Origin of the sequence: Mangrovicella endophytica, assembly GCF_002893625.1 — a bacterium.
Lineage (GTDB): Bacteria > Pseudomonadota > Alphaproteobacteria > Rhizobiales > Rhizobiaceae > Mangrovicella > Mangrovicella endophytica.
In genome coordinates this window covers 416,492-434,648 of record NZ_PKMZ01000001.1, presented here as the reverse complement: position 1 = coordinate 434,648, position 18,157 = coordinate 416,492, and the positions used below count along the sequence as shown (strand labels likewise).

At 66.0% G+C, this 18,157-nt stretch carries 18 protein-coding genes; 13 read left to right on the top strand and 5 right to left on the bottom strand.

What is annotated here, in order from left to right; translation table 11 throughout:
- Window positions 1-13: 13 nt before the first annotated feature.
- The 5 genes from mltG to fabD all read right to left on the bottom strand — a co-directional run bounded on the left by mltG (window position 14) and on the right by fabD (window position 4,734).
- A complete protein-coding gene (gene mltG, locus C0R46_RS02040; RefSeq protein WP_245413379.1) occupies window positions 14-1,141 on the bottom strand; it encodes an endolytic transglycosylase MltG in 1,128 nt (375 codons plus the stop codon).
- A gap of 127 nt (window positions 1,142-1,268) precedes the next feature.
- On the bottom strand, window positions 1,269-2,534 hold the full coding sequence (fabF, locus tag C0R46_RS02035; RefSeq protein ID WP_102957907.1) for a beta-ketoacyl-ACP synthase II: 1,266 nt from the start codon (window positions 2,532-2,534) through the stop codon (window positions 1,269-1,271).
- Window positions 2,535-2,572: 38 nt separating this feature from the next.
- Window positions 2,573-2,809: an acyl carrier protein gene (locus C0R46_RS02030; protein WP_102957906.1), complete on the bottom strand. Its 237-nt coding sequence runs from the start codon at window positions 2,807-2,809 to the stop codon at window positions 2,573-2,575.
- A 142-nt stretch (window positions 2,810-2,951) separates the two neighbouring features.
- Window positions 2,952-3,689: a 3-oxoacyl-[acyl-carrier-protein] reductase gene (fabG, locus tag C0R46_RS02025; protein WP_102957905.1), complete on the bottom strand. Its 738-nt coding sequence runs from the start codon at window positions 3,687-3,689 to the stop codon at window positions 2,952-2,954.
- Window positions 3,690-3,780: 91 nt separating this feature from the next.
- A complete protein-coding gene (fabD, locus tag C0R46_RS02020) occupies window positions 3,781-4,734 on the bottom strand; it encodes an ACP S-malonyltransferase (protein ID WP_102957904.1) in 954 nt (317 codons plus the stop codon).
- A 409-nt stretch (window positions 4,735-5,143) separates the two neighbouring features.
- Between fabD and C0R46_RS02015 the strand changes: the two genes are divergently transcribed.
- From C0R46_RS02015 to C0R46_RS01955, 13 genes are all read left to right on the top strand, one after another.
- Window positions 5,144-6,022 carry a hypothetical protein gene (locus tag C0R46_RS02015; protein ID WP_102957903.1) on the top strand — a complete coding sequence of 293 codons (879 nt, stop codon included), beginning with the start codon at window positions 5,144-5,146 and terminating at the stop codon, window positions 6,020-6,022.
- 396 nt (window positions 6,023-6,418) lie between these two features.
- The gene (gene rpsF, locus C0R46_RS02010) at window positions 6,419-6,871 is read left to right on the top strand and encodes a 30S ribosomal protein S6 (RefSeq protein WP_102957902.1); all 453 of its coding nucleotides are present in this window, start codon (window positions 6,419-6,421) and stop codon (window positions 6,869-6,871) included.
- A gap of 6 nt (window positions 6,872-6,877) precedes the next feature.
- Entirely contained in the window at window positions 6,878-7,126 is a 249-nt protein-coding gene (gene rpsR / locus C0R46_RS02005; RefSeq protein WP_102957901.1) for a 30S ribosomal protein S18, read from the top strand.
- A 146-nt stretch (window positions 7,127-7,272) separates the two neighbouring features.
- A complete protein-coding gene (locus C0R46_RS02000) occupies window positions 7,273-8,208 on the top strand; it encodes a hypothetical protein (RefSeq protein WP_102957900.1) in 936 nt (311 codons plus the stop codon).
- A gap of 31 nt (window positions 8,209-8,239) precedes the next feature.
- Window positions 8,240-8,833: a 50S ribosomal protein L9 gene (gene rplI / locus C0R46_RS01995; protein WP_102957899.1), complete on the top strand. Its 594-nt coding sequence runs from the start codon at window positions 8,240-8,242 to the stop codon at window positions 8,831-8,833.
- A gap of 158 nt (window positions 8,834-8,991) precedes the next feature.
- Window positions 8,992-10,266, top strand: a complete 1,275-nt coding sequence (locus tag C0R46_RS01990) for a cyclopropane fatty acid synthase (protein WP_102957898.1) — start codon at window positions 8,992-8,994, stop codon at window positions 10,264-10,266.
- 184 nt (window positions 10,267-10,450) lie between these two features.
- Complete coding sequence (locus tag C0R46_RS01985) at window positions 10,451-11,938, top strand: replicative DNA helicase (RefSeq protein ID WP_102957897.1); 1,488 nt, start codon at window positions 10,451-10,453, stop codon at window positions 11,936-11,938.
- A gap of 52 nt (window positions 11,939-11,990) precedes the next feature.
- Window positions 11,991-13,085 carry an alanine racemase gene (gene alr / locus C0R46_RS01980; RefSeq protein ID WP_245413378.1) on the top strand — a complete coding sequence of 365 codons (1,095 nt, stop codon included), beginning with the start codon at window positions 11,991-11,993 and terminating at the stop codon, window positions 13,083-13,085.
- Between the two features lie 8 nt (window positions 13,086-13,093).
- Entirely contained in the window at window positions 13,094-14,485 is a 1,392-nt protein-coding gene (gene radA, locus C0R46_RS01975) for a DNA repair protein RadA (RefSeq protein ID WP_102957895.1), read from the top strand.
- A gap of 147 nt (window positions 14,486-14,632) precedes the next feature.
- Entirely contained in the window at window positions 14,633-15,304 is a 672-nt protein-coding gene (locus tag C0R46_RS01970) for a CvpA family protein (protein ID WP_102957894.1), read from the top strand.
- 9 nt (window positions 15,305-15,313) lie between these two features.
- Window positions 15,314-15,745, top strand: a complete 432-nt coding sequence (locus C0R46_RS01965) for a hypothetical protein (protein ID WP_157944523.1) — start codon at window positions 15,314-15,316, stop codon at window positions 15,743-15,745.
- A 178-nt stretch (window positions 15,746-15,923) separates the two neighbouring features.
- Window positions 15,924-17,375 (top strand): amidophosphoribosyltransferase, encoded by a 1,452-nt coding sequence (gene purF, locus C0R46_RS01960; protein ID WP_102957892.1) that lies wholly within the window; start codon window positions 15,924-15,926, stop codon window positions 17,373-17,375.
- Entirely contained in the window at window positions 17,375-18,115 is a 741-nt protein-coding gene (locus C0R46_RS01955; RefSeq protein ID WP_102957891.1) for an SDR family NAD(P)-dependent oxidoreductase, read from the top strand. Before purF ends, C0R46_RS01955 begins: the two co-directional genes overlap by 1 nt.
- The last annotated feature ends 42 nt before the right edge of the window (window positions 18,116-18,157 follow it).

Here is an 18,157-nt window from a genome sequence, read left to right as displayed (position 1 = left end):
TCAGCGGCCACCCTCATTGCGCCACGGTCGCCGCGGCGTCGGCCTTCTGCTGGCGCTCCAGTTCGCGGTAGCGCCTGACATTCTCATTGTGCTTGTCAAGCGTATCGGCAAAAACATGGCCCCCGGTGCCGTCGGCCACGAAGTAGATGTCGTCGGTCTTCAGCGGACGCGCCACGGCCTCCAGCGCAGCCTTCCCCGGATTGGCGATCGGGCCCGGCGGCAGCCCCTTGATGACATAGGTGTTGTAGGGATTGTCATCCTTGATGTGCGACTGGCGGATCGGTTCGTCCGAAGGTTTGCCGGCCCCGCCCCAGACGCCATAGATGATGGTCGGGTCGGACTGGAGGCGCATGCCCTTGTTCAACCGGTTGATGAAGACGGAGGCAACGCGCGGGCGCTCCGCCGCAATGCCGGTCTCCTTCTCCACGATCGAGGCGAGAGTAACGAACTGGCCGATGTCCTTGACCGGCACGGAGGGGTCGCGATCCGCCCACAGCTGCTTGACGAGCTTGTCCTGCGCCTGTCGCATCTCGTCGATCATCTGCGTGCGGGTGCGGCCGCGGGTGAACTTGTAGGTATCCGGACGGAGCGTGCCTTCCGGCGCCTCCGGCGGCATGTCGCCGGCCAGCGCCGGCTCGTTGGCGACTCGGGCGTAGATCTGCTTGACCGTCCAGCCCTCGGGGATCGTCACCGCGTGGAGGATCGACTGGCCGCTGCGGATCCGGTCCATCACGTCGCGCATCGACGCTCCGGGCTGAAACCCGTATTCGCCCGCCTTCAGCTCGCCGCCGACGCCAGACAGGCGCACGCCATATTCGAAGATCGTGGCATCGCTGATGATGCCTTCGCGCTCGAGGCCCGCCGCGATGCCGCCGACGCCGGACTTCGGCTGAACGAGGTAGGTCGCCTCCTGCTTCAGCGGACCCGGCCCCTCGAATTCCAGCTTGCCCCAATAGGCGACGGCCGCGCCGCCGATGACGGCGAGCACGGCGATGCTCAGCATGAAGTTTAGGAAGACGACCAGCCGGTTGCGGGCATGGCGCGAACGGCGGGGCGGAACGGGACCCGGGGACGGACGCAGAGCTTCCGAAGCCGATCTCGGCACGATGCGGCCGCCATGGCCGGTTTCGTCGTCGGTCACGAAATCATCCCTCAGCGTTGATCGACCCCGCGCCGAAGCAGCATTCTAATGTGGCGAAAGCCGGGAGGCCGACGGTCGGAGATGGTCTGTCAGGATGGGTGCCGGCGTTCAGACCGCCGGCACGTTGTCAGGCGTCGAGCCGGCGCAGCACCAGCGAGGCGTTGGTGCCGCCGAAGCCGAAGGAGTTCGACAGCGCGACATCGATCTGCTTCTCGCGCTTGGCATGCGGCACGAGGTCGATCTTGGTCTCGACGCTCGGATTGTCGAGATTGAGGGTCGGCGGCGCGACATTGTCGCGGATCGCCAGTGCCGAGAAGATCGCCTCCACCGCACCGGCCGCGCCGAGCAGGTGCCCGATCGCCGACTTGGTGGACGACATCAGCGTGCCCTCCGCCGCGTCGCCAAGGATGCGCTCGATGGCCCGCAGCTCGATCTCGTCGCCGAGCGGCGTCGAGGTCCCGTGCGCGTTGATGTAGTCGATCTCGCCCGGCGTGATGCCGGCGCGCTTTAGCGCGGCAGCCATGCAGCGATACGCACCATCGCCATCCTCGCGCGGCGCGGTGATGTGATAGGCGTCGCCCGAAAGGCCGTAGCCGATCACCTCGGCATAGATCTTGGCGCCGCGCGCCCTGGCGTGCTCGAGCTCCTCCAGCACCACGATGCCGGCGCCCTCGCCCATGACGAAGCCGTCGCGGTCGCGGTCATAGGGCCGCGAGGCCCGGGCCGGATCGTCGTTGTAGTGCGTCGACAGCGCCTTGCAGGCGGCAAAGCCGGCGAGCGAAAGCCGGCAGACAGGCGATTCCGCGCCGCCCGCCACCATCACGTCGGCATCGCCGAGCGCGATGAGGCGCGAGGCATCGCCGATGGCGTGGGAGCCGGTCGAGCAGGCGGTCACCACCGAGTGGTTCGGCCCCATCAGCCCGTTGCGGATCGACACATGACCGGACGCCAGGTTGATCAGGCTGCCCGGAATGAAGAAGGGGCTGACGCGGCGCGGCCCCTTCTCGGCCATGATGAGCGAGGTGCGCTCGATGCCCTGCAGTCCACCGATGCCCGAGCCGATGAGAACGCCGCTCGCGATCCGATCCTCGTAGGATTCTGGATGCCAGTCGGCGTCGTTCAGCGCCTCCGTCGCAGCGGCGACGGCGTAGACGATGAAGTCGTCGACCTTGCGCTGCTCCTTCGGCTCCATGCACAGATCGGGATTGAAGGTGCCGTCGGAGCCGTCACCACGCGGAATCTGGCCGGCGATCTTGCACGGCAGGTCGTCGACCTGAAAGGATTCGACGACCCGAACGCCACTGTCGCCGTTGAGCAAGCGTTTCCAGGTGGCGTCGGCAGTGGCGCCAAGCGGGCTGACCATGCCGATGCCGGTGATGACAACTCGTCTCATACGGTGCTCTTTTGCGTCGGCGGACTAGCGCCTTCGCGTCAGGACTGATTCTTCTCGATGAACTTGACGGCGTCGCCGACCGTCAGGATCGTCTCGGCCGCATCGTCCGGGATCTCGACGCCGAACTCTTCCTCGAAGGCCATCACGAGCTCGACGGTGTCGAGGCTGTCGGCGCCGAGGTCGTCGATGAAGCTCGCATTGTCGGTGACCTTCTCCTGCTCGACGCCAAGATGCTCGACGACGATCTTCTTCACCCGTTCAGCGGTATCGCTCATATTCAGTCCTCTATTGCGATTGCTTCGCCGCTTTCGTTAGACGCGGGGCGGCTGTTAATCAAGCTATTGCATTGCCGCCAAAGAACGAGCCCGGCGATCATCCCCAGCCGCGAAAGCGGCGTCTTTCCAATACGCTCGGGCGTCAGATCATCGCCATGCCGCCGTTGACGTGGATGGTCTGTCCCGTGATGTAGCCGGCCTCGTCCGAGGCGAGGAACACCGCCGCCGAGGCGATCTCGGCCGACTCGCCCATGCGTTTCATCGGGATGGCGCCCATGATGCCGTCGCGCTGCTTGTCGTTCAGCTTGTCGGTCATGGCGCTCTGGATGAAGCCGGGCGCGATGCAGTTCACCGTCACGTTGCGCGAGGCGATCTCCTGCGCCAGCGACTTGGAGAAGCCGATCATGCCCGCCTTGGCGGCGCAGTAGTTCGCCTGGCCCGGATTGCCGGTGACGCCGACGATCGAGGTGATGTTGATGATGCGGCCATAGCGTCGGCGCATCATCTGGTGCGTCAGGCCCCGCGTCAGCCGGAAGGTGGCGGTGAGGTCGACCTCGATGACGCGGTCCCAGTCCTCGTCGGACATGCGCACGAACAGGCCGTCCTTGGTGATGCCGGCATTGTTGACGAGGATGTCGACGCCATCCAGCGCCTTGTCGGCGGCTTCGGCAAGGCTCTTCTGTTCCTCGCGCTTGCCGAGGTCCGCCGGCAGCACCGCGGTCCGCTCGCCGAGCGTTGCCGCCAGCTCCTCCAGCTTCTCCTGCCGCGTGCCGTGCAAGCCGACAGTCGCGCCGGCGCCGTGCAGCGCACGGGCGATGGCTTCGCCGATACCGCCGCTGGCGCCGGTCACGAGGGCCTTGCGCCCGGTCAGATCGAACATTGCAGTCTTCTCCATGGTCGTCCGGCGGGAGGCCGACGAGCCCCAACGCCCCCGTTGTGGCCGCCTGTCTAGCCTCCGGGAGCGCCTGCCCTCAAGCCTCGGCGCCGCCTCGCGCTGCGGCCAGCGCCGCGTCAATGTCGTCCGGCGCGCCGACCGCCAGCGTCTTCAGGTTGCGGTCGATGCGCTTGGCAAGGCCCGACAGCACCTTGCCGCTGCCGATCTCGATCAGCGTGTCGACGCCGCCGGCGGCGAGGTACTCGACGCTTTCGCGCCAGCGCACCTGGCCGGTCACCTGCTCCACCAGCCGCTCGCGGATCTCGTCGGGATCGCTGATGGCGCTCGCCAGGACATTTGCGACGAGCGGCACGGCGGGGGCGACGATCGTCGCCTCGGCAAGTGCCGCGCGCATCGCTTCGGCGGCGGGCTGCATCAGGCTGCAATGGAAGGGCGCGGAGACCGTCAGCGGAATGGCGCGCTTGGCGCCCCGCTCGCCCGCCAACGCTACGGCCCGCGCGATCGCGCTGGCGCTGCCGGAGATGACGATCTGGCCGCCGCCATTGTCGTTGGCGGGCTCGCAGACCTCGCCCTCCGCCACGTCGCGGCAGAGCGCCTCGACGGCCTGCTGGTCGAGGCCGATGATCGCGGCCATGCCGCCCTCGCCCGCCGGCACGGCCGACTGCATGGCGTTGCCGCGGATGCGCAGGAGCTTGGCCGTCTCGGTGACGGTGAGGCTGCCCGCAGCTGCCAGCGCCGAATATTCGCCGAGCGAGTGGCCGGCGACGAAATCCACCGAGCCGAAGTCGAAGCCGCGGGACTGGAGCGCACGCCAGGCAGCGACGGAGACCGCCATCAGCGCCGGCTGGGCATTGGCGGTGAGCGTCAGCTGGTCCTCGGGGCCTTCGAAGATCAGCGTCGAAAGCTTTTCGCCGAGCGCTGCGTCCACTTCCTCAAAGACCGCGCGGGCCTCAGGAAAGGTGTCGGCGAGCGCCTTGCCCATGCCGACGGTCTGGCTGCCCTGTCCCGGAAAGACCAACGCGATGGCCATACAACGCTCCTCGTGCCGTTTGGCCGCAGCAGATGTGAGGAAGGGTGCGGCGTGTCAAGGCGAAGGGGCGCCAGCCGTATGCCGGACGGTGATACTCGGCAGCTAGAGACGAAAGCTTGCTGCTAGTTGACTCTAGCTCCGCGCGAGGTCGGCTCTTGTTCGACAAGTGTCCGCAATGGGTGGAAAGCGGGCCATCGCGAGTCTACCGACAAATGGCAGCTATGCGGGACTTAGCTGCCGTGCACCCGATTTGCCTCAATAACCGCAAAACCGCATTTACTGACCGTTCGGAGTGAAGCCGAGATTCGCGTTCACAGCTACGATAGCCACATCACAACGATCAACATTAAAGCTACCCTCAAAAATGTTTCCGATTACTTATTTGGAAAATCACTGATAAGGAGCACCGATGTTCGATGTCCCTCTAAATCACTTCAAGTCAGTCTTCGCACACAGGTTTTTTGTCGCTCCGTCTGACCGGAATTACTTTCTTGCGAGGTTTGCGAAAACCTACGGAATAAATGAAGAATTTTGGTGGCAAGCGCTTCAAACAATCGAAAAGCTTCTTAAGGCTGGACTTATCCTCAACGGGGTGTCCGTAAAGAACGGATACAACCACGATATCGAAAAACTATGGATTAAACACAAAGAGGTTTTTGGAGACTTGGCAGTTACCAACCTAACGAGGCCAGAAAAACTTGCCGAACAGCTTTGGACTGATCGCCCTCTCGCGGGATTTATTGCTAGAGTCAACCAAATGGGACATCCCGATGGTCGCTACGGGCTTCTTTCCTACAGCAACAGCAAAGACGATCTATTCAAATTTGATCAGATTGCTTTTGAACTCCGTCGAAGGACGATCGGCTTAGACTGGATCGTCGGCGAGGACTTCCCAGATGACAGCTTGACAGAATTCTACGGGCAGCCCTACCGCAATGTCATCGCGCAACGCCCAGAGCATCAAATTCGATCTATGAACACACCGAAAGGTCCATTGGGCGTGATCGGAGAAAACTTAGAGGACGTGATTTATTCGTGGAACTTCCCATACTTGAGAAGTGATGCCGATTTGAAAAGGCCTGCACCTCCCTCCGTTGCACCCGCGATGGCCGGTTTTGGCAACTCTTACCTTTACCTCCTGTGGGAGGACTTAAAGGACGCGGCGTTCACTAGTCTTGCAAGTGAACGAGTCGAATGGCTGCTGGAAAGCATCAAGATTGGACGAGAGGCAGAAATAGAATTCAAAAGAATACTTGCAGCGAGAAAGGAAATCGATGTGTTGCGATGATGTTCCCCGGGTCATCTTCTACGCATCGCTACCTTTTGCGCTTAGTGCAGCATAATGAACTTTGGATTCGAAGCGGACATTCGCTGGGTCGCGCATCTACGACCGCGAGGGGTCGGGAGCGGACCTACGATCGTCCACCCACCCTTGCCTTTCCCCCTCGCACCCGTTAAGCAGCGCCTCGTCAATGCCCGGCCGCCAGCTGGGGGCTGAACGGAAGGCTGCCGGCTCGCCGGCACCAGGGTGCATCAAAGCATCGGCTTCCCGTGTCTCCGCTCTCGACCGTTCCAGACGCGTCTTTCCAATCTTTTGGGTCCGCTTGCCGGTTCCTTCGAGGGAAGTCGCAGAGGCTTAGCCGCTGGTCCGGGCATCAACGCGAAACATTGGAAAGGCGAACATATGGCTCTCTATGAGCACGTATTCCTCGCACGCCAGGACATCAGCGGTCAGCAGGTGGATCAGCTCGTCGAGCAGTTCCGCGGCGTGATCGAGGCCAATGGCGGCAAGGTCGGCAAAGTCGAGAACTGGGGTCTGAAGACCCTCTCCTACCGGATCAAGAAGAACCGGAAGGCCTACTACACCCTCATGAACATCGATGCCCCCTCGGCTGCCGTCGAGGAGATGGAGCGCCAGATGCGCTTCAACGAGGACATCCTGCGCACCCTCACCATCCGCGTCGACGAGCACGAGGATGCCCAGTCGGTGATGATGCAGAAGCGCGACGACCGCCCGCGCCGCGGTGGCCGCGACGACGACCGTCCGCGTGGCCCGCGCCGCGACCGCGACGACGACCGTCCGCGCCGCGACGACGACGATCGTCCGCGCCGCAGCCGCAACATCGATTCGGAGTAAGCCACCATGGTCGACATCGCCCAGCTTCCGACCCGCCGGCCGTTCCACCGTCGTCGCAAGTCCGATCCGTTCGCCGGCACCGATTCGCCGAAGATCGACTACAAGGACGTCCGCCTCCTGCAGCGCTACATCTCCGAGCGTGGCAAGATCGTGCCGTCGCGCATCACCGCCGTGTCGCAGAAGAACCAGCGTGAGCTCGCCCGCGCCATCAAGCGCGCGCGCTTCCTGGGCCTCCTGCCCTACGTCATCAAGTAAGACGCGGGCTCCCGCGTAAAACGACATCCGGCGGCGGGCCAGCCCGCCGCCGCCCTGCCGCCGGAGGCGACCGGCAGGGACCGGACCATCCGCCTAGCTGGGGCAACCGCCCCTAACTGCGATCCCGCAGGACAGCGAACGAGACGATGAAGCCATCCACCCTCCTCATCGGCATTGCGAGCGGCCTTGCGAGCGCCCTGCTCTTTGCCGGCCTGGTGCTGCAGTCGGCAACGGCCATCGGCCTGTCGCTCGCCGCCTCGCTGCCGATCTTCATCGCAAGTTTCGGCTGGGGCAGTGCCGCCGGCGCCATCGCAGCCGTGTCCGGCGCGATCCTCCTCTCCCTCTTCACCGGCTCACCCGCCAGCGGCGTGATCCTGTTCGCGACCATGGCGCTGCCTGCGGCCGTCGTCGGCCATTTCGCCGGTCTCGCCCGCCCGGCCGACGAGGACGCGGCGGTGCCTTACGGCCGTGCGCCGGCGCTCGAATGGTATCCGCTCGACCGCGTCCTTCTCATCCTCACCCTCATGGTGGTCGCAGCCTGCCTGTTCGTCGGCTGGCTGGTCGGCTTCGACCCCGAACAGATCGCGCCGGCCGTCGCCGCGGCGCTCTCGGCCCAGGCCGCTGGCAGCCCTGAGCAGATCGCCGAGCTGTCGCGCTTCGTCGTCCGGCTGGTGCCCTTCGTGCAGCCGGCCATGCTGGTGACGACGCTGGTCATCTGCCTCTATCTCGCCGCCGCGATCGCCCGCATCTCGGGCCGGCTGCCGCGGCCGAAGGACGACATCCCGACCGCCGCCGGCCTGCCGCGCCTCTCCCTCGGCCTGTTTGCGCTCGGCATTGCCGGCTGCTTCCTCGACGGCCTGATCGGCTCGGCCGCATCGGTGCTGACGGGCGCGTTTGCCGCGGCCTTCGCGCTGGTCGGCCTGGCCGCCATCCACCGCCGCACGCGCGGGCGCAGCGCCCGCGGCCTGCTGCTGTTCACCAACTACGCCGCCATTCTGCTTCTCTCCTTTCCGCTCGTGGCGATCGCCGCGCTCGGAATGTTCGAAACCGCGAGCCGGTCCGCACCGGCCTCGCGCCGCTAGCAACACACCAAGACCAAAAGGACCAAGACCCATGGACGTCATTCTTCTCGAGCGCATCGGCAAGCTCGGCCAGATGGGCGACACCGTGCGCGTGCGCGACGGCTTTGCCCGCAACTACCTCCTGCCCACCGGGCGTGCGCTGCGCGCCAACGAGGCCAACCGCGCCCGCTTCGAGTCGCAGAAGTCGCAGCTCATCGCGCGCAACGAAGAGCGCCGCAACGAGGCGCAGTCGGTCGCCGAGACGCTGAACGGCAAGACCTTCGTCGTGGTGCGCTCCGCCGGCGAGACCGGCCAGCTCTACGGCTCGGTGTCCACCCGCGACATCTCCGACCTCCTGAAGGCCGAGGGCTACAAGGTCGCCCGCAACGAGGTCGAGCTCAACCAGCCGATCAAGACGATCGGCCTGCACACCATCACCATCGCGCTGCATGCCGAGGTCGAGGTCGAGATCAAGGTCAACATCGCCCGCTCGCCGGATGAGGCCGAACGCCAGGCGCGCGGCGAGGACCTGACCTCCGCTGCGGCGATCTACGGCACCGACGAGGACGAGGACGAGGGCTTCGACGAGGGCGACGAGACCACGGACGAGGACGGCGACGTCGCCGAGGAGCAGGCGGAGGCCTGATCTTCGCAACGCACTGTTCGCCGTGGGTGGTTTTGCGGCGCAAGATAAAAATATGTCAGAAAGGGGCTCGGCGGTCGCCGGGCCCCTTTTCGTTTTGAGACTGTCCTATAGCCTATTCATAAGTAAGCCTGCTGTTTCGTGTCGGTTGAAGGCCTGTCATGAACCCAGTCCTGTCGTTCTATCTCCGCCACCTCTTCAAGTTCGGCAATCTCGCCATCACCGACTCCGCCGGGCAGACGTCGCTGCACGGCGACGGCAGCGGGCCCCGGCTGCATGTGCGCTTCAACACGGCGTCGGCCGAGCGCATGGTCGCGTTGAACCCGGCGCTGAAGTTCGGCGAATGCTACATGGATGGCGAGATCGACGTCGTCGAAGGCACCATGTTCGACGTCCTGAAGCTGATCTTCGAGAATGGCGGCTCCGATGCCACGATGGAGCCGTGGATGAAGGCGATCGAGCGGATCCGCCTCGTCTATCGCCGCTACATCCAGAACAACACGCCGCGGCGGGCGCGGGCCAATGTCCAGCATCACTACGATCTCTCGGACGCGCTCTATTCGCTGTTCCTGGACTCGGACCGGCAATATTCCTGCGCATATTTCGAGACGCCGGAGGCCTCGCTGGAGGAGGCGCAGCTCGCCAAGAAGCGGCATATCGCGGCCAAGCTCTTCATGGATCGGCCGGGCCTGACGACGCTCGACATCGGTTGCGGCTGGGGTGGCCTCGGGCTTTACCTCGCCCGCCATTGCCAGGCCGACGTCACTGGCGTCACGCTCTCCGACGAGCAGTTCAAGGTCGCCAATGCGCGCGCCGCCGAGGCCGGCCTCGCCGATCGCGCCAAATTCAAGCTGACGGATTACCGCAAGGCCGAAGGCCCGTTCGACCGCATCGTCTCCGTCGGCATGTTCGAGCATGTGGGCGTCGATTTCTACGCCGACTACTTCCGGCAGTGCGCCCGACTGATGAGACAGGACGGCGTGATGCTGCTGCACACGATCGGCCGCTTCGAGGCGCCGGCGAACACCAACGCCTTCATCTCGCGCTACATCTTTCCGGGCGGCTACCTGCCGGCGCTGTCGCAGATTACCGAAGTGGTCGAGCGCTCCGGCCTCATCATCTCCGATGTCGAGGTGCTGCGCCTGCATTATGCCGAGACGCTGCGGCACTGGCGGGAGCGCTTCATGGCCCGGCGGGAGGAGGCGAAGGCGATCTATGACGAGCGCTTCTGCCGAATGTGGGAGTTCTATCTCGCCTCCTCCGAATGCGCCTTCCGCTGGCAGGACCTCGTGGTCTTCCAGATCCAGCTGGTGAAGGACCGCACCGTGCTGCCGCTGACGCGCGACTATATCGGCAGGACCGAGGCAGCGCTGCGGGAGCAGGAGGCGAGCGGCGCGCCGACGCCAGCCTGGCGACCGCGCGAGGCGGCGGAATAGCAAGCAACCTTCGGCTGCTTTCAACAGCTTCGGCACCGTCACGCACAGGAGCGGCGGTCGGCCTGTGGGCAGCCACGGCGAGCGGGCCCGATCACGTCGATGCGTTAAGGTTTCGCTGTCTGTTCTCGTCACGGTCCTGTAGAGAGTGGGGTCCAGACCCATTCGACACGGAGGAGCACGCGGCATGGCGGATGCAGCGCGCAAATACGAGGAAGAGGCTGCCCTTTATCGTGAGGCGCCGAACAACATCGAGGCCGAGCAGGCGCTGCTCGGCGCGATCCTCGTCAACAACGATGCCTACTACCTCGTCCACGACTTCCTGAAGGGCGACCACTTCTTCGAGCCGCTGCATCGCGAGATCTTCTCCAAGACCTCCGAGATGATCCGCATGGGCAAGGTCGCGACGCCCGTCACGATCAAGACCTTCCTCAACGCCACGGACCGGGTCGGCGACATCACCGTCGCGCAGTATCTCGGCCGCCTCGCCGCGGCCGCGACGACCATCATCAACACGGCCGACTACGGCCGCGCCATCTACGATCTGGCGCTGCGCCGCTCGCTGATCCGCATCGGCGAGGACATGGTCAACATCGCCTTCGACGCTCCGCTCGACATGGAGCCGAAGAGCCAGATCGAGGATGCCGAACGGCGTCTGTTCGAGCTTGCGGAGACCGGCCGCTACGACGGCGGGTTCCAGTCCTTCCAGGACGCGCTGTCGCTGGCGATCGAGATGGCGGGCGCCGCCAAGGATCGTGACGGCGGCCTGTCCGGCGTCTCCAGCGGCATCATGGGCATCGACCGGCAGATGGGCGGCCTGCAGCCCTCCGACCTGATCATCCTGGCCGGCCGCCCCGCCATGGGCAAGACGTCGCTCGCCACCAACATCGCCTTCAACATCGCCGCCGCCTACGAGCCGGCGGACCAGTCGGACGGCACCTTCAAGGCCAAGAACGGCGGCGTCGTCGCCTTCTTCAGCCTGGAAATGTCGGCCGAGCAGCTCGCCACCCGCATCATCTCCGAGCAGAGCGAGGTCTCCTCCTCGAAGATCCGCCGCGGCAACATCAACGACACGGAATTCGCCAAGCTCGTCGCCTGCACCGAGATGATGCAGCGGGTGCCGCTCTATATCGACCAGACCGGCGGCATCTCGATCGCCCAGCTCGCCGCCCGCGCCCGCCGCCTGAAGCGCCAGCGCGGCCTCGACGTGATGGTGATCGATTACGTCCAGCTGATGCAGGGCTCGTCCAAGGCCTCGGCGCAGAACCGCGTGCAGGAGATCACCGAGATCACCACCGGCCTAAAGGCCCTCGCCAAGGAGCTGAACGTTCCGATCATCGCGCTATCGCAGCTGTCGCGCCAGGTAGAGGCGCGCGACGACAAGCGCCCGCAGCTCGCCGACCTTAGAGAGTCCGGCTCGATCGAGCAGGACGCCGACGTTGTGATGTTCGTCTACCGCGACGAGTATTACCTCAAGGGCAAGGAGCCCAAGCCCGGCACCGACGATCACCTGAAGTGGGAAGCGGAGATGAACGAGGCCCGCGGCAAGGCGGAGGTCATCGTCGCCAAGCAGCGTCACGGACCGACCGGGACCATCCGCCTCGCCTTCCAGGCGGAATACACCCGCTTCACCGACCTTGCCGACGATGCCTATCTGCCGGAACGGTTCGATTGATCCAGCCGTGACTGCCATGACCCCAATGCCCGCCACTGTCCGCAGCGCGCCCATGCCTGAGGTCCGGATCGACCACGCGGCGCTTGCCGCCAACTGGCGGATGCTGGACGCCCGCACCGGAACCGCCCGCACCGGGGCTGCCGTGAAGGCGGATGCCTATGGCCTCGGCGCGGCCGACGTCGCGCGGACGCTTTTCGAAGCCGGGTGCCGCGACTTCTTCGTTGCCTGGGCGGACGAAGGGGCAGGCCTGCGCGAGGCTCTGGGAGTATTGGACGCCCGGATCTTCGTGCTGCAGGGGATCGACGCGGCAGCAGCGCGCCTCTGCCGCGAATATGCTTTGATACCGGTCCTATCGGCGCCGGAGGAGGTATCGGCCTGGATTTCGGGCGGCGGCGGGCAGCCGGCGGCGATCCAGATCGAGACCGGCATGAACCGCCTCGGTCTCGAAGGTCCGGCCCTCGCGAACGCCGCCGATCATGTGCGCGACAACCGACTCACGGTGACGCTGGTGATGAGCCATCTCGCCACGGCCGACGATCCGGCCTCGCCCTTGAGCGCGCTGCAGCGCCAGCGGCTGCTGGAGGCAGCGAAGCTGTTTCCCGGCGTGCCGCTATCGCTCGCCAACTCCGCCGGCATCTTCCTCGATACCGCCTACCATCTCGACCTCACACGTCCGGGCATCGCGCTCTATGGCGGGTCGGCCGGCCCCTTGTCGGCCGGGCTGATCCAGCCGGTCGCGACGCTGACCGCCACCGTCCTGCAGCTGCGCACCGCACGCGCCGGCGAGACCGCCGGCTACGGAGCCGACGCGCTTCTGACGCGGCCGACGCGCATCGCCACGGTCGGGATCGGCTATGCCGACGGCTACCTGCGCTCGGCCTCGGGCGCCGGCGTGCCGGTGCGCAGGCAAGTGCCGGGACCGTCCGTCTTCGTGGCCGGCCAGAGGGCGCCGGTGCTCGGCCGCGTCTCGATGGACATGACGCTGGTCGACGTCACCGATCTTCGCGAAGGCGCCGTGAAGCCCGGCGATACGGTCGAGCTGTTCGGCCGCAACGTGCCCATCGACGAGGTGGCCGCAGCCGCCGGGACGATCTCCTACGAGCTGCTCACCGGGCTCGGGCCGCGCGTGCTGCGCAGGCGGTACTGAAAACTGAAATGGCCAAGACCAAGACAACCTTCATCTGCCAGAACTGCGGGTCGGTTTATTCGCGCTGGCAGGGCAAGTGCGATGCCTGCGGCGAGTGGAATACCATCGTCGAGGAGAACACCTCCGGCGGCATCGGCGGTGGGCCGCAGCGCGGCGCCGCCCGCAAGGGCCGGCCGGCCGCCCTTCTCCCGCTGTCCGGTGAGATTGAGGAAGCGCCGCGCATCGTCTCCGGCATAGGCGAGCTCGATCGGGCGACGGGCGGCGGCATCGTGCGCGGCTCGGCGCTTCTTGTTGGCGGCGATCCCGGCATCGGCAAGTCGACGCTGCTGATGCAGGCAGCCGCCGCGCTGGCGCGGCGGGGGCACCGTGTCGTCTATGTCTCCGGCGAGGAGGCGGTGGCGCAGATCCGGCTGCGGGCGCAGCGGCTGCTCGCTGCCGACACCGACGTTCAGCTGCTCGCCGAAACAAACGTCGAAGACATCCTGGCGACGCTCGCCGAGGAGCGGCGGCCGGACCTCGTTATTGTTGATTCGATCCAGACGCTGTGGAGCGATCTCGCCGACTCCTCGCCAGGCACGGTGACGCAGGTGCGCGCCGGGGCGCAGGCGATGATCCGCTACGCCAAGGCGAGCGGCGCGGCGGTGATCCTCGTCGGCCACGTCACCAAGGAAGGGCAGATCGCCGGCCCCCGCGTCGTCGAGCACATGGTTGACGGCGTCCTCTACTTCGAGGGCGAAGGCGGCCATCATTTCCGCATCCTGCGAACGGTGAAGAACCGCTTCGGGCCGACCGACGAGATCGGCGTCTTCGAGATGAGCGACATCGGCCTGCGCGAAGTGTCAAACCCTTCCGAGCTGTTTCTCGGCGAACGCAACGCCTCGGCGCCCGGCGCCGCGGTCTTTGCCGGCATGGAGGGCACGCGCCCGGTGCTGGTGGAGATTCAGGCTCTGGTGGCGCCGTCCGCCCTCGGCACGCCCCGCCGCGCCGTGGTCGGCTGGGACCAGCCGCGTCTCGCCATGGTGCTGGCTGTGCTGGAGGCCCATTGCGGCGTCAGGCTCGGACAGCACGACGTCTATCTCAACGTCGCCGGCGGTTTCCGCATCGGCGAGCCGGCGGCGGACCTGGCGGTTGCGGCAGCGCTGGTCTCGTCCCTCTCGGGCTCCGCGCTGCCCGGCGACAGCGTCTATTTCGGCGAGATCAGCCTTTCCGGCGCGGTGCGACCGGTGGCACACGCCGCGCAGCGGCTGAAGGAGGCTGAGAAGCTCGGCTTCCATCAGGCGGTATTGCCGGGCATCTCGCCCGACGTTCCGCGCAGCCGCGAGATGCGCACCCGCGAGGTGGAGGCACTGCCGGACCTCGTCGCCATCGTCGCCGGCGGGCGGGCGAGCCACGACGAGTGAAGCCGACAAGACGGACCCCCGCCCCGCTTCTGCCGTGACATCCCACTAGCACGAACCGAGGGGACGTCTGCCGCTCTTGCGGCGGCGGTGCGCATCGGACTATCGATCTTCCCCGACGTGATGAACCAGCGATAGGGCTGAGCAACGATGACCGTGACACTTCTCGACGCGATCCTGATCGGCATCATGCTCGTCTCGGCGCTGCTGGCCATGGTGCGCGGCTTCTCGCGCGAGGTGCTGTCGATCGTCTCCTGGGTGGTGGCAGCCATCGCCGCCTACATGTTCTACGAGCCGCTGACGCCCTATGCGCGCGAGTATATCAACAGCGACAAGGTGGCGATGGCGGCGTCCGCCGCCGGCATCTTCATCATCACGCTGATCATCGTCTCCTTCATCACGCTGAGGATCGCCGACTTCATCATCGACAGCCGCATCGGCGCGCTCGACCGGGCGCTGGGCTTTGCATTCGGTGCTGTGCGCGGCCTGCTCCTCGTCGTCGTCGCCATGCTCTTCTTCAACTGGCTGGCGCCGCAGAACCAGCCGGCCTGGGTGGCCGAGGCAAAGTCCAAGCCCTTCCTCGACGATCTCGGGCAGCGCCTCGTCGCCGCGCTCCCCGAGAACCCGGAAGAGACGATCCTCGACAAGTTCCGCAACCAGCAGGGCGGCGAGACTCCGGCCGAGCCCGGCGCTGCCGGAACCGATCCGGCACCGGACCAGGGCGAGCCGGCGCAGGACTCCTCCGAGCCGACGACGATCGAAGGCGCCATCGGCGCGGCTCCGGCCGATGAAGGCCCCGCCGACGACGCTCCCGCCAACTGACCCGTCCCGATGGCGCTGCAGATCCCGGCAGTGCGCCTTCCCGCGGGTAGCAGCGCCGGCGCTCTCGTTCTCGCTGCCGCTGCTTCGTTAGCCCTGTCGGGCTGCGTGCCGACAGGCCGCCTGGCGGATCCGGGACGCATGCGCATTCCGGTCGCGGTGAAGACCAGCCGCGGCGAGCTTTTCACGGGTATGGCGCGGGGCGTGCCCTATGCCGGCCGTGTCACGCTCACATCGGACCGGGGCGTAAACTGCTCGGGCAAGTACACGACCGACGAGCGCTATGTGGTGCATGCGCCGGAGGTCTTCTGCTCCGACGGCCGGGCCGTTTCCTTCAGCGCACCCCTCGACGATGATCGTGTCTCGACCGGCGGAGCCGTACGCTTCTCCACCGGCGAAACGGCCACGGTCGGGGCGGGCAAACGTGCCCGGCTCATCCGCTGAGTCCGCTCACGGCGCCGGTCCGTTCACCCTGTGAAAACTGGAATCCTTTCAAGCGACTGGACTTTCGCTTGCGCTTCGACCATTTGAAGTCCTTCGACCTTCCTTCGCGGCTGCGAGAGATCGCGGGCTGAATGCGAAGCTGCCGGGCACCGCCTGGCTGCAGCAATGGAACGTTTCCATGGGCGAGACGCCGTTCGATGATGATACCCTGCATGAGGAATGCGGGGTCTTCGGCATTTTCCAGCGGCCGGATGCGGCTGCGCTGGTGACTCTGGGTCTGCACGCCCTGCAGCATCGCGGGCAGGAAGCGGCCGGCATCGTCACCTTCGACGGCACACAGTTCCATGTCGAACGCCATTCCGGCCTGATCGGCGACACCTTCACCCGCCAGTCGGTGCTGGAGCGCCTGCCCGGCGAAAGCGCCATCGGCCATACGCGCTATTCCACGACCGGCGGTGGCGGCCTGCGCAACGTGCAGCCCTTCTTTGCCGAGCTGTCGGCCGGCGGCTTCGCGGTCGCCCACAACGGCAACATCACCAACGCCATGACGGTGCAGCGCGAGTTGCAGCGGCGCGGCTCGATCTTCTCCTCGACCTCCGATACCGAGACGATCCTCCACCTCGTCGCCACCAGCGGCGCCCGCCTCTTCGTCGACAAGCTGATCGACGCGCTGTCGCGGCTGGAGGGTGCCTTCTCGCTGGTCGGCCTGGTGCCGGGCAAGATGGTCGGCGTGCGTGATCCGCTCGGCATCCGTCCGCTGGTGCTCGGCGACTTCGAGGGCTCGCCGGTCCTGGCCTCCGAGACCTGCGCGCTCGACATCATCGGCGCCGACTTCGTGCGCGACGTCTCGCCCGGCGAGATGGTGATCGTGACGGAGAACGGCATTGAGAGCCTGTTCCCCTTCCAGGCGCGCCGTCCGCGCTTCTGCATCTTCGAATATGTCTATTTCGCGCGGCCCGATTCGAACATCGAGGGCCGCAACGTCTACGATATCCGCAAGCGGATCGGCGCGGAGCTCGCACGCGAGAGCAAGGACGCAGCCGATATTGTCGTGCCTGTGCCTGACTCCGGCGTACCCGCGGCGATCGGCTACGCGCAGGAAGCGGGCCTGCCCTTCGAGCTTGGCATCATCCGCAACCACTATGTCGGCCGCACATTCATCCAGCCGACCGATTCGATCCGGCACATGGGCGTGAAGCTGAAGCACAACGCCAACCGCAGCATGATCGAGGGCAAACGCATCGTCCTCGTTGACGATTCGATCGTCCGCGGTACCACCTCGCAGAAGATCGTGCAGATGGTGCGCGACGCCGGCGCTGCCGAGGTGCATATGCGCATCGCCAGCCCGCCGACGCGGGCGAGCTGCTTCTACGGCGTCGACACGCCGGAGACCGGCAAGCTGCTGGCCTCGCGCATGACCGTCGAGGAGATGGCAGACTTCATCAAGGTCGATTCGCTGGCCTTCCTGTCGATCGACGGCCTTTACCGCGCCGTCAATGAGCCGTCGCGCAACGCGCATGCGCCGCAGTTCTGCGACGCTTGCTTCACCGGCGACTATCCGACCTCGCTGACCGACCTCGAAGGCGCCGACAATGTGCGGCAGCTGTCGCTGCTGGGCGGAGCCGGCTGATGGCGGGGCGTCTTTCGGGGCGGCTCGCCGTCGTGACCGGCGCCTCGCGCGGGATCGGCTACCAGATCGCCAAGGGCCTTGCCGCCGAGGGCGCGCATGTGATCGCCGTCGCGCGCACCGTCGGCGGGCTCGAGGAACTCGACGACGAGATCAAGTCGGCCGGCGGGAGCACGACGCTGGTGCCGCTGGATCTGACCGACATGGGTGGCATCGACCGGCTCGGCGGCGCCATCGCCGATCGGTGGGGCAAGCTCGACGTCTTCGTCGCCAATGCCGGCCTGCTCGGCGTGCTTGCCCCAATCGGCCATATCGAGGCGAAGACCTTCGAGAAGACGGTCACGGTGAACATCACCGCGACATGGCGGCTGATCCGCTCGCTCGACCCGCTGCTGCGCAAGTCCGATGCCGGCCGCGCCATCGTCATGTCTTCGGGCGCGGCACATTCCGCCAAGGCCTTCTGGGCGCTCTATGCCGCCACCAAGGCGGCGGACGAGGCACTGGTGCGCTCCTGGGCCAACGAGACGATGAACTCAGCTCTGCGCGTCAACTCGGTCAATCCCGGTGCGACCCGCACCGCCATGCGCGCGCAAGCGATGCCGGGCGAGGATCCGAAGACGCTGCCGACGGCCCGCGAGGTGGCTGCCAGAATCGTGCCCCTCGCCTTTCCTGACGTCACGGAGACGGGCAAGCTCTTCGATGTCCGCCAGAACCGCTTTCTCGACTATCGCGATCCGGCCTGAGGCAGCTTTTTCCGGATCATCGACGAACGTCCGACAGTCGAT

Bases quoted from the DNA above. Each gene is read 5' to 3' on its own strand.
- fabF (WP_102957907.1), bottom strand. From the start codon at position 2,534: ATGAGACGAGTTGTCATCACCGGCATCGGCATGGTCAGCCCGCTTGGC.
- C0R46_RS02030 (WP_102957906.1), bottom strand. From the start codon at position 2,809: ATGAGCGATACCGCTGAACGGGTGAAGAAGATCGTCGTCGAGCATCTT.
- fabG (WP_102957905.1), bottom strand. From the start codon at position 3,689: ATGTTCGATCTGACCGGGCGCAAGGCCCTCGTGACCGGCGCCAGCGGC.
- fabD (WP_102957904.1), bottom strand. From the start codon at position 4,734: ATGGCCATCGCGTTGGTCTTTCCGGGACAGGGCAGCCAGACCGTCGGC.
- C0R46_RS02015 (WP_102957903.1), top strand. From the start codon at position 5,144: ATGTTCGATGTCCCTCTAAATCACTTCAAGTCAGTCTTCGCACACAGG.
- rpsF (WP_102957902.1), top strand. From the start codon at position 6,419: ATGGCTCTCTATGAGCACGTATTCCTCGCACGCCAGGACATCAGCGGT.
- rpsR (WP_102957901.1), top strand. From the start codon at position 6,878: ATGGTCGACATCGCCCAGCTTCCGACCCGCCGGCCGTTCCACCGTCGT.
- C0R46_RS02000 (WP_102957900.1), top strand. From the start codon at position 7,273: ATGAAGCCATCCACCCTCCTCATCGGCATTGCGAGCGGCCTTGCGAGC.
- rplI (WP_102957899.1), top strand. From the start codon at position 8,240: ATGGACGTCATTCTTCTCGAGCGCATCGGCAAGCTCGGCCAGATGGGC.
- C0R46_RS01990 (WP_102957898.1), top strand. From the start codon at position 8,992: ATGAACCCAGTCCTGTCGTTCTATCTCCGCCACCTCTTCAAGTTCGGC.
- C0R46_RS01985 (WP_102957897.1), top strand. From the start codon at position 10,451: ATGGCGGATGCAGCGCGCAAATACGAGGAAGAGGCTGCCCTTTATCGT.
- alr (WP_245413378.1), top strand. From the start codon at position 11,991: ATGCCTGAGGTCCGGATCGACCACGCGGCGCTTGCCGCCAACTGGCGG.
- radA (WP_102957895.1), top strand. From the start codon at position 13,094: ATGGCCAAGACCAAGACAACCTTCATCTGCCAGAACTGCGGGTCGGTT.
- C0R46_RS01970 (WP_102957894.1), top strand. From the start codon at position 14,633: ATGACCGTGACACTTCTCGACGCGATCCTGATCGGCATCATGCTCGTC.
- C0R46_RS01965 (WP_157944523.1), top strand. From the start codon at position 15,314: ATGGCGCTGCAGATCCCGGCAGTGCGCCTTCCCGCGGGTAGCAGCGCC.
- purF (WP_102957892.1), top strand. From the start codon at position 15,924: ATGGGCGAGACGCCGTTCGATGATGATACCCTGCATGAGGAATGCGGG.
- C0R46_RS01955 (WP_102957891.1), top strand. From the start codon at position 17,375: ATGGCGGGGCGTCTTTCGGGGCGGCTCGCCGTCGTGACCGGCGCCTCG.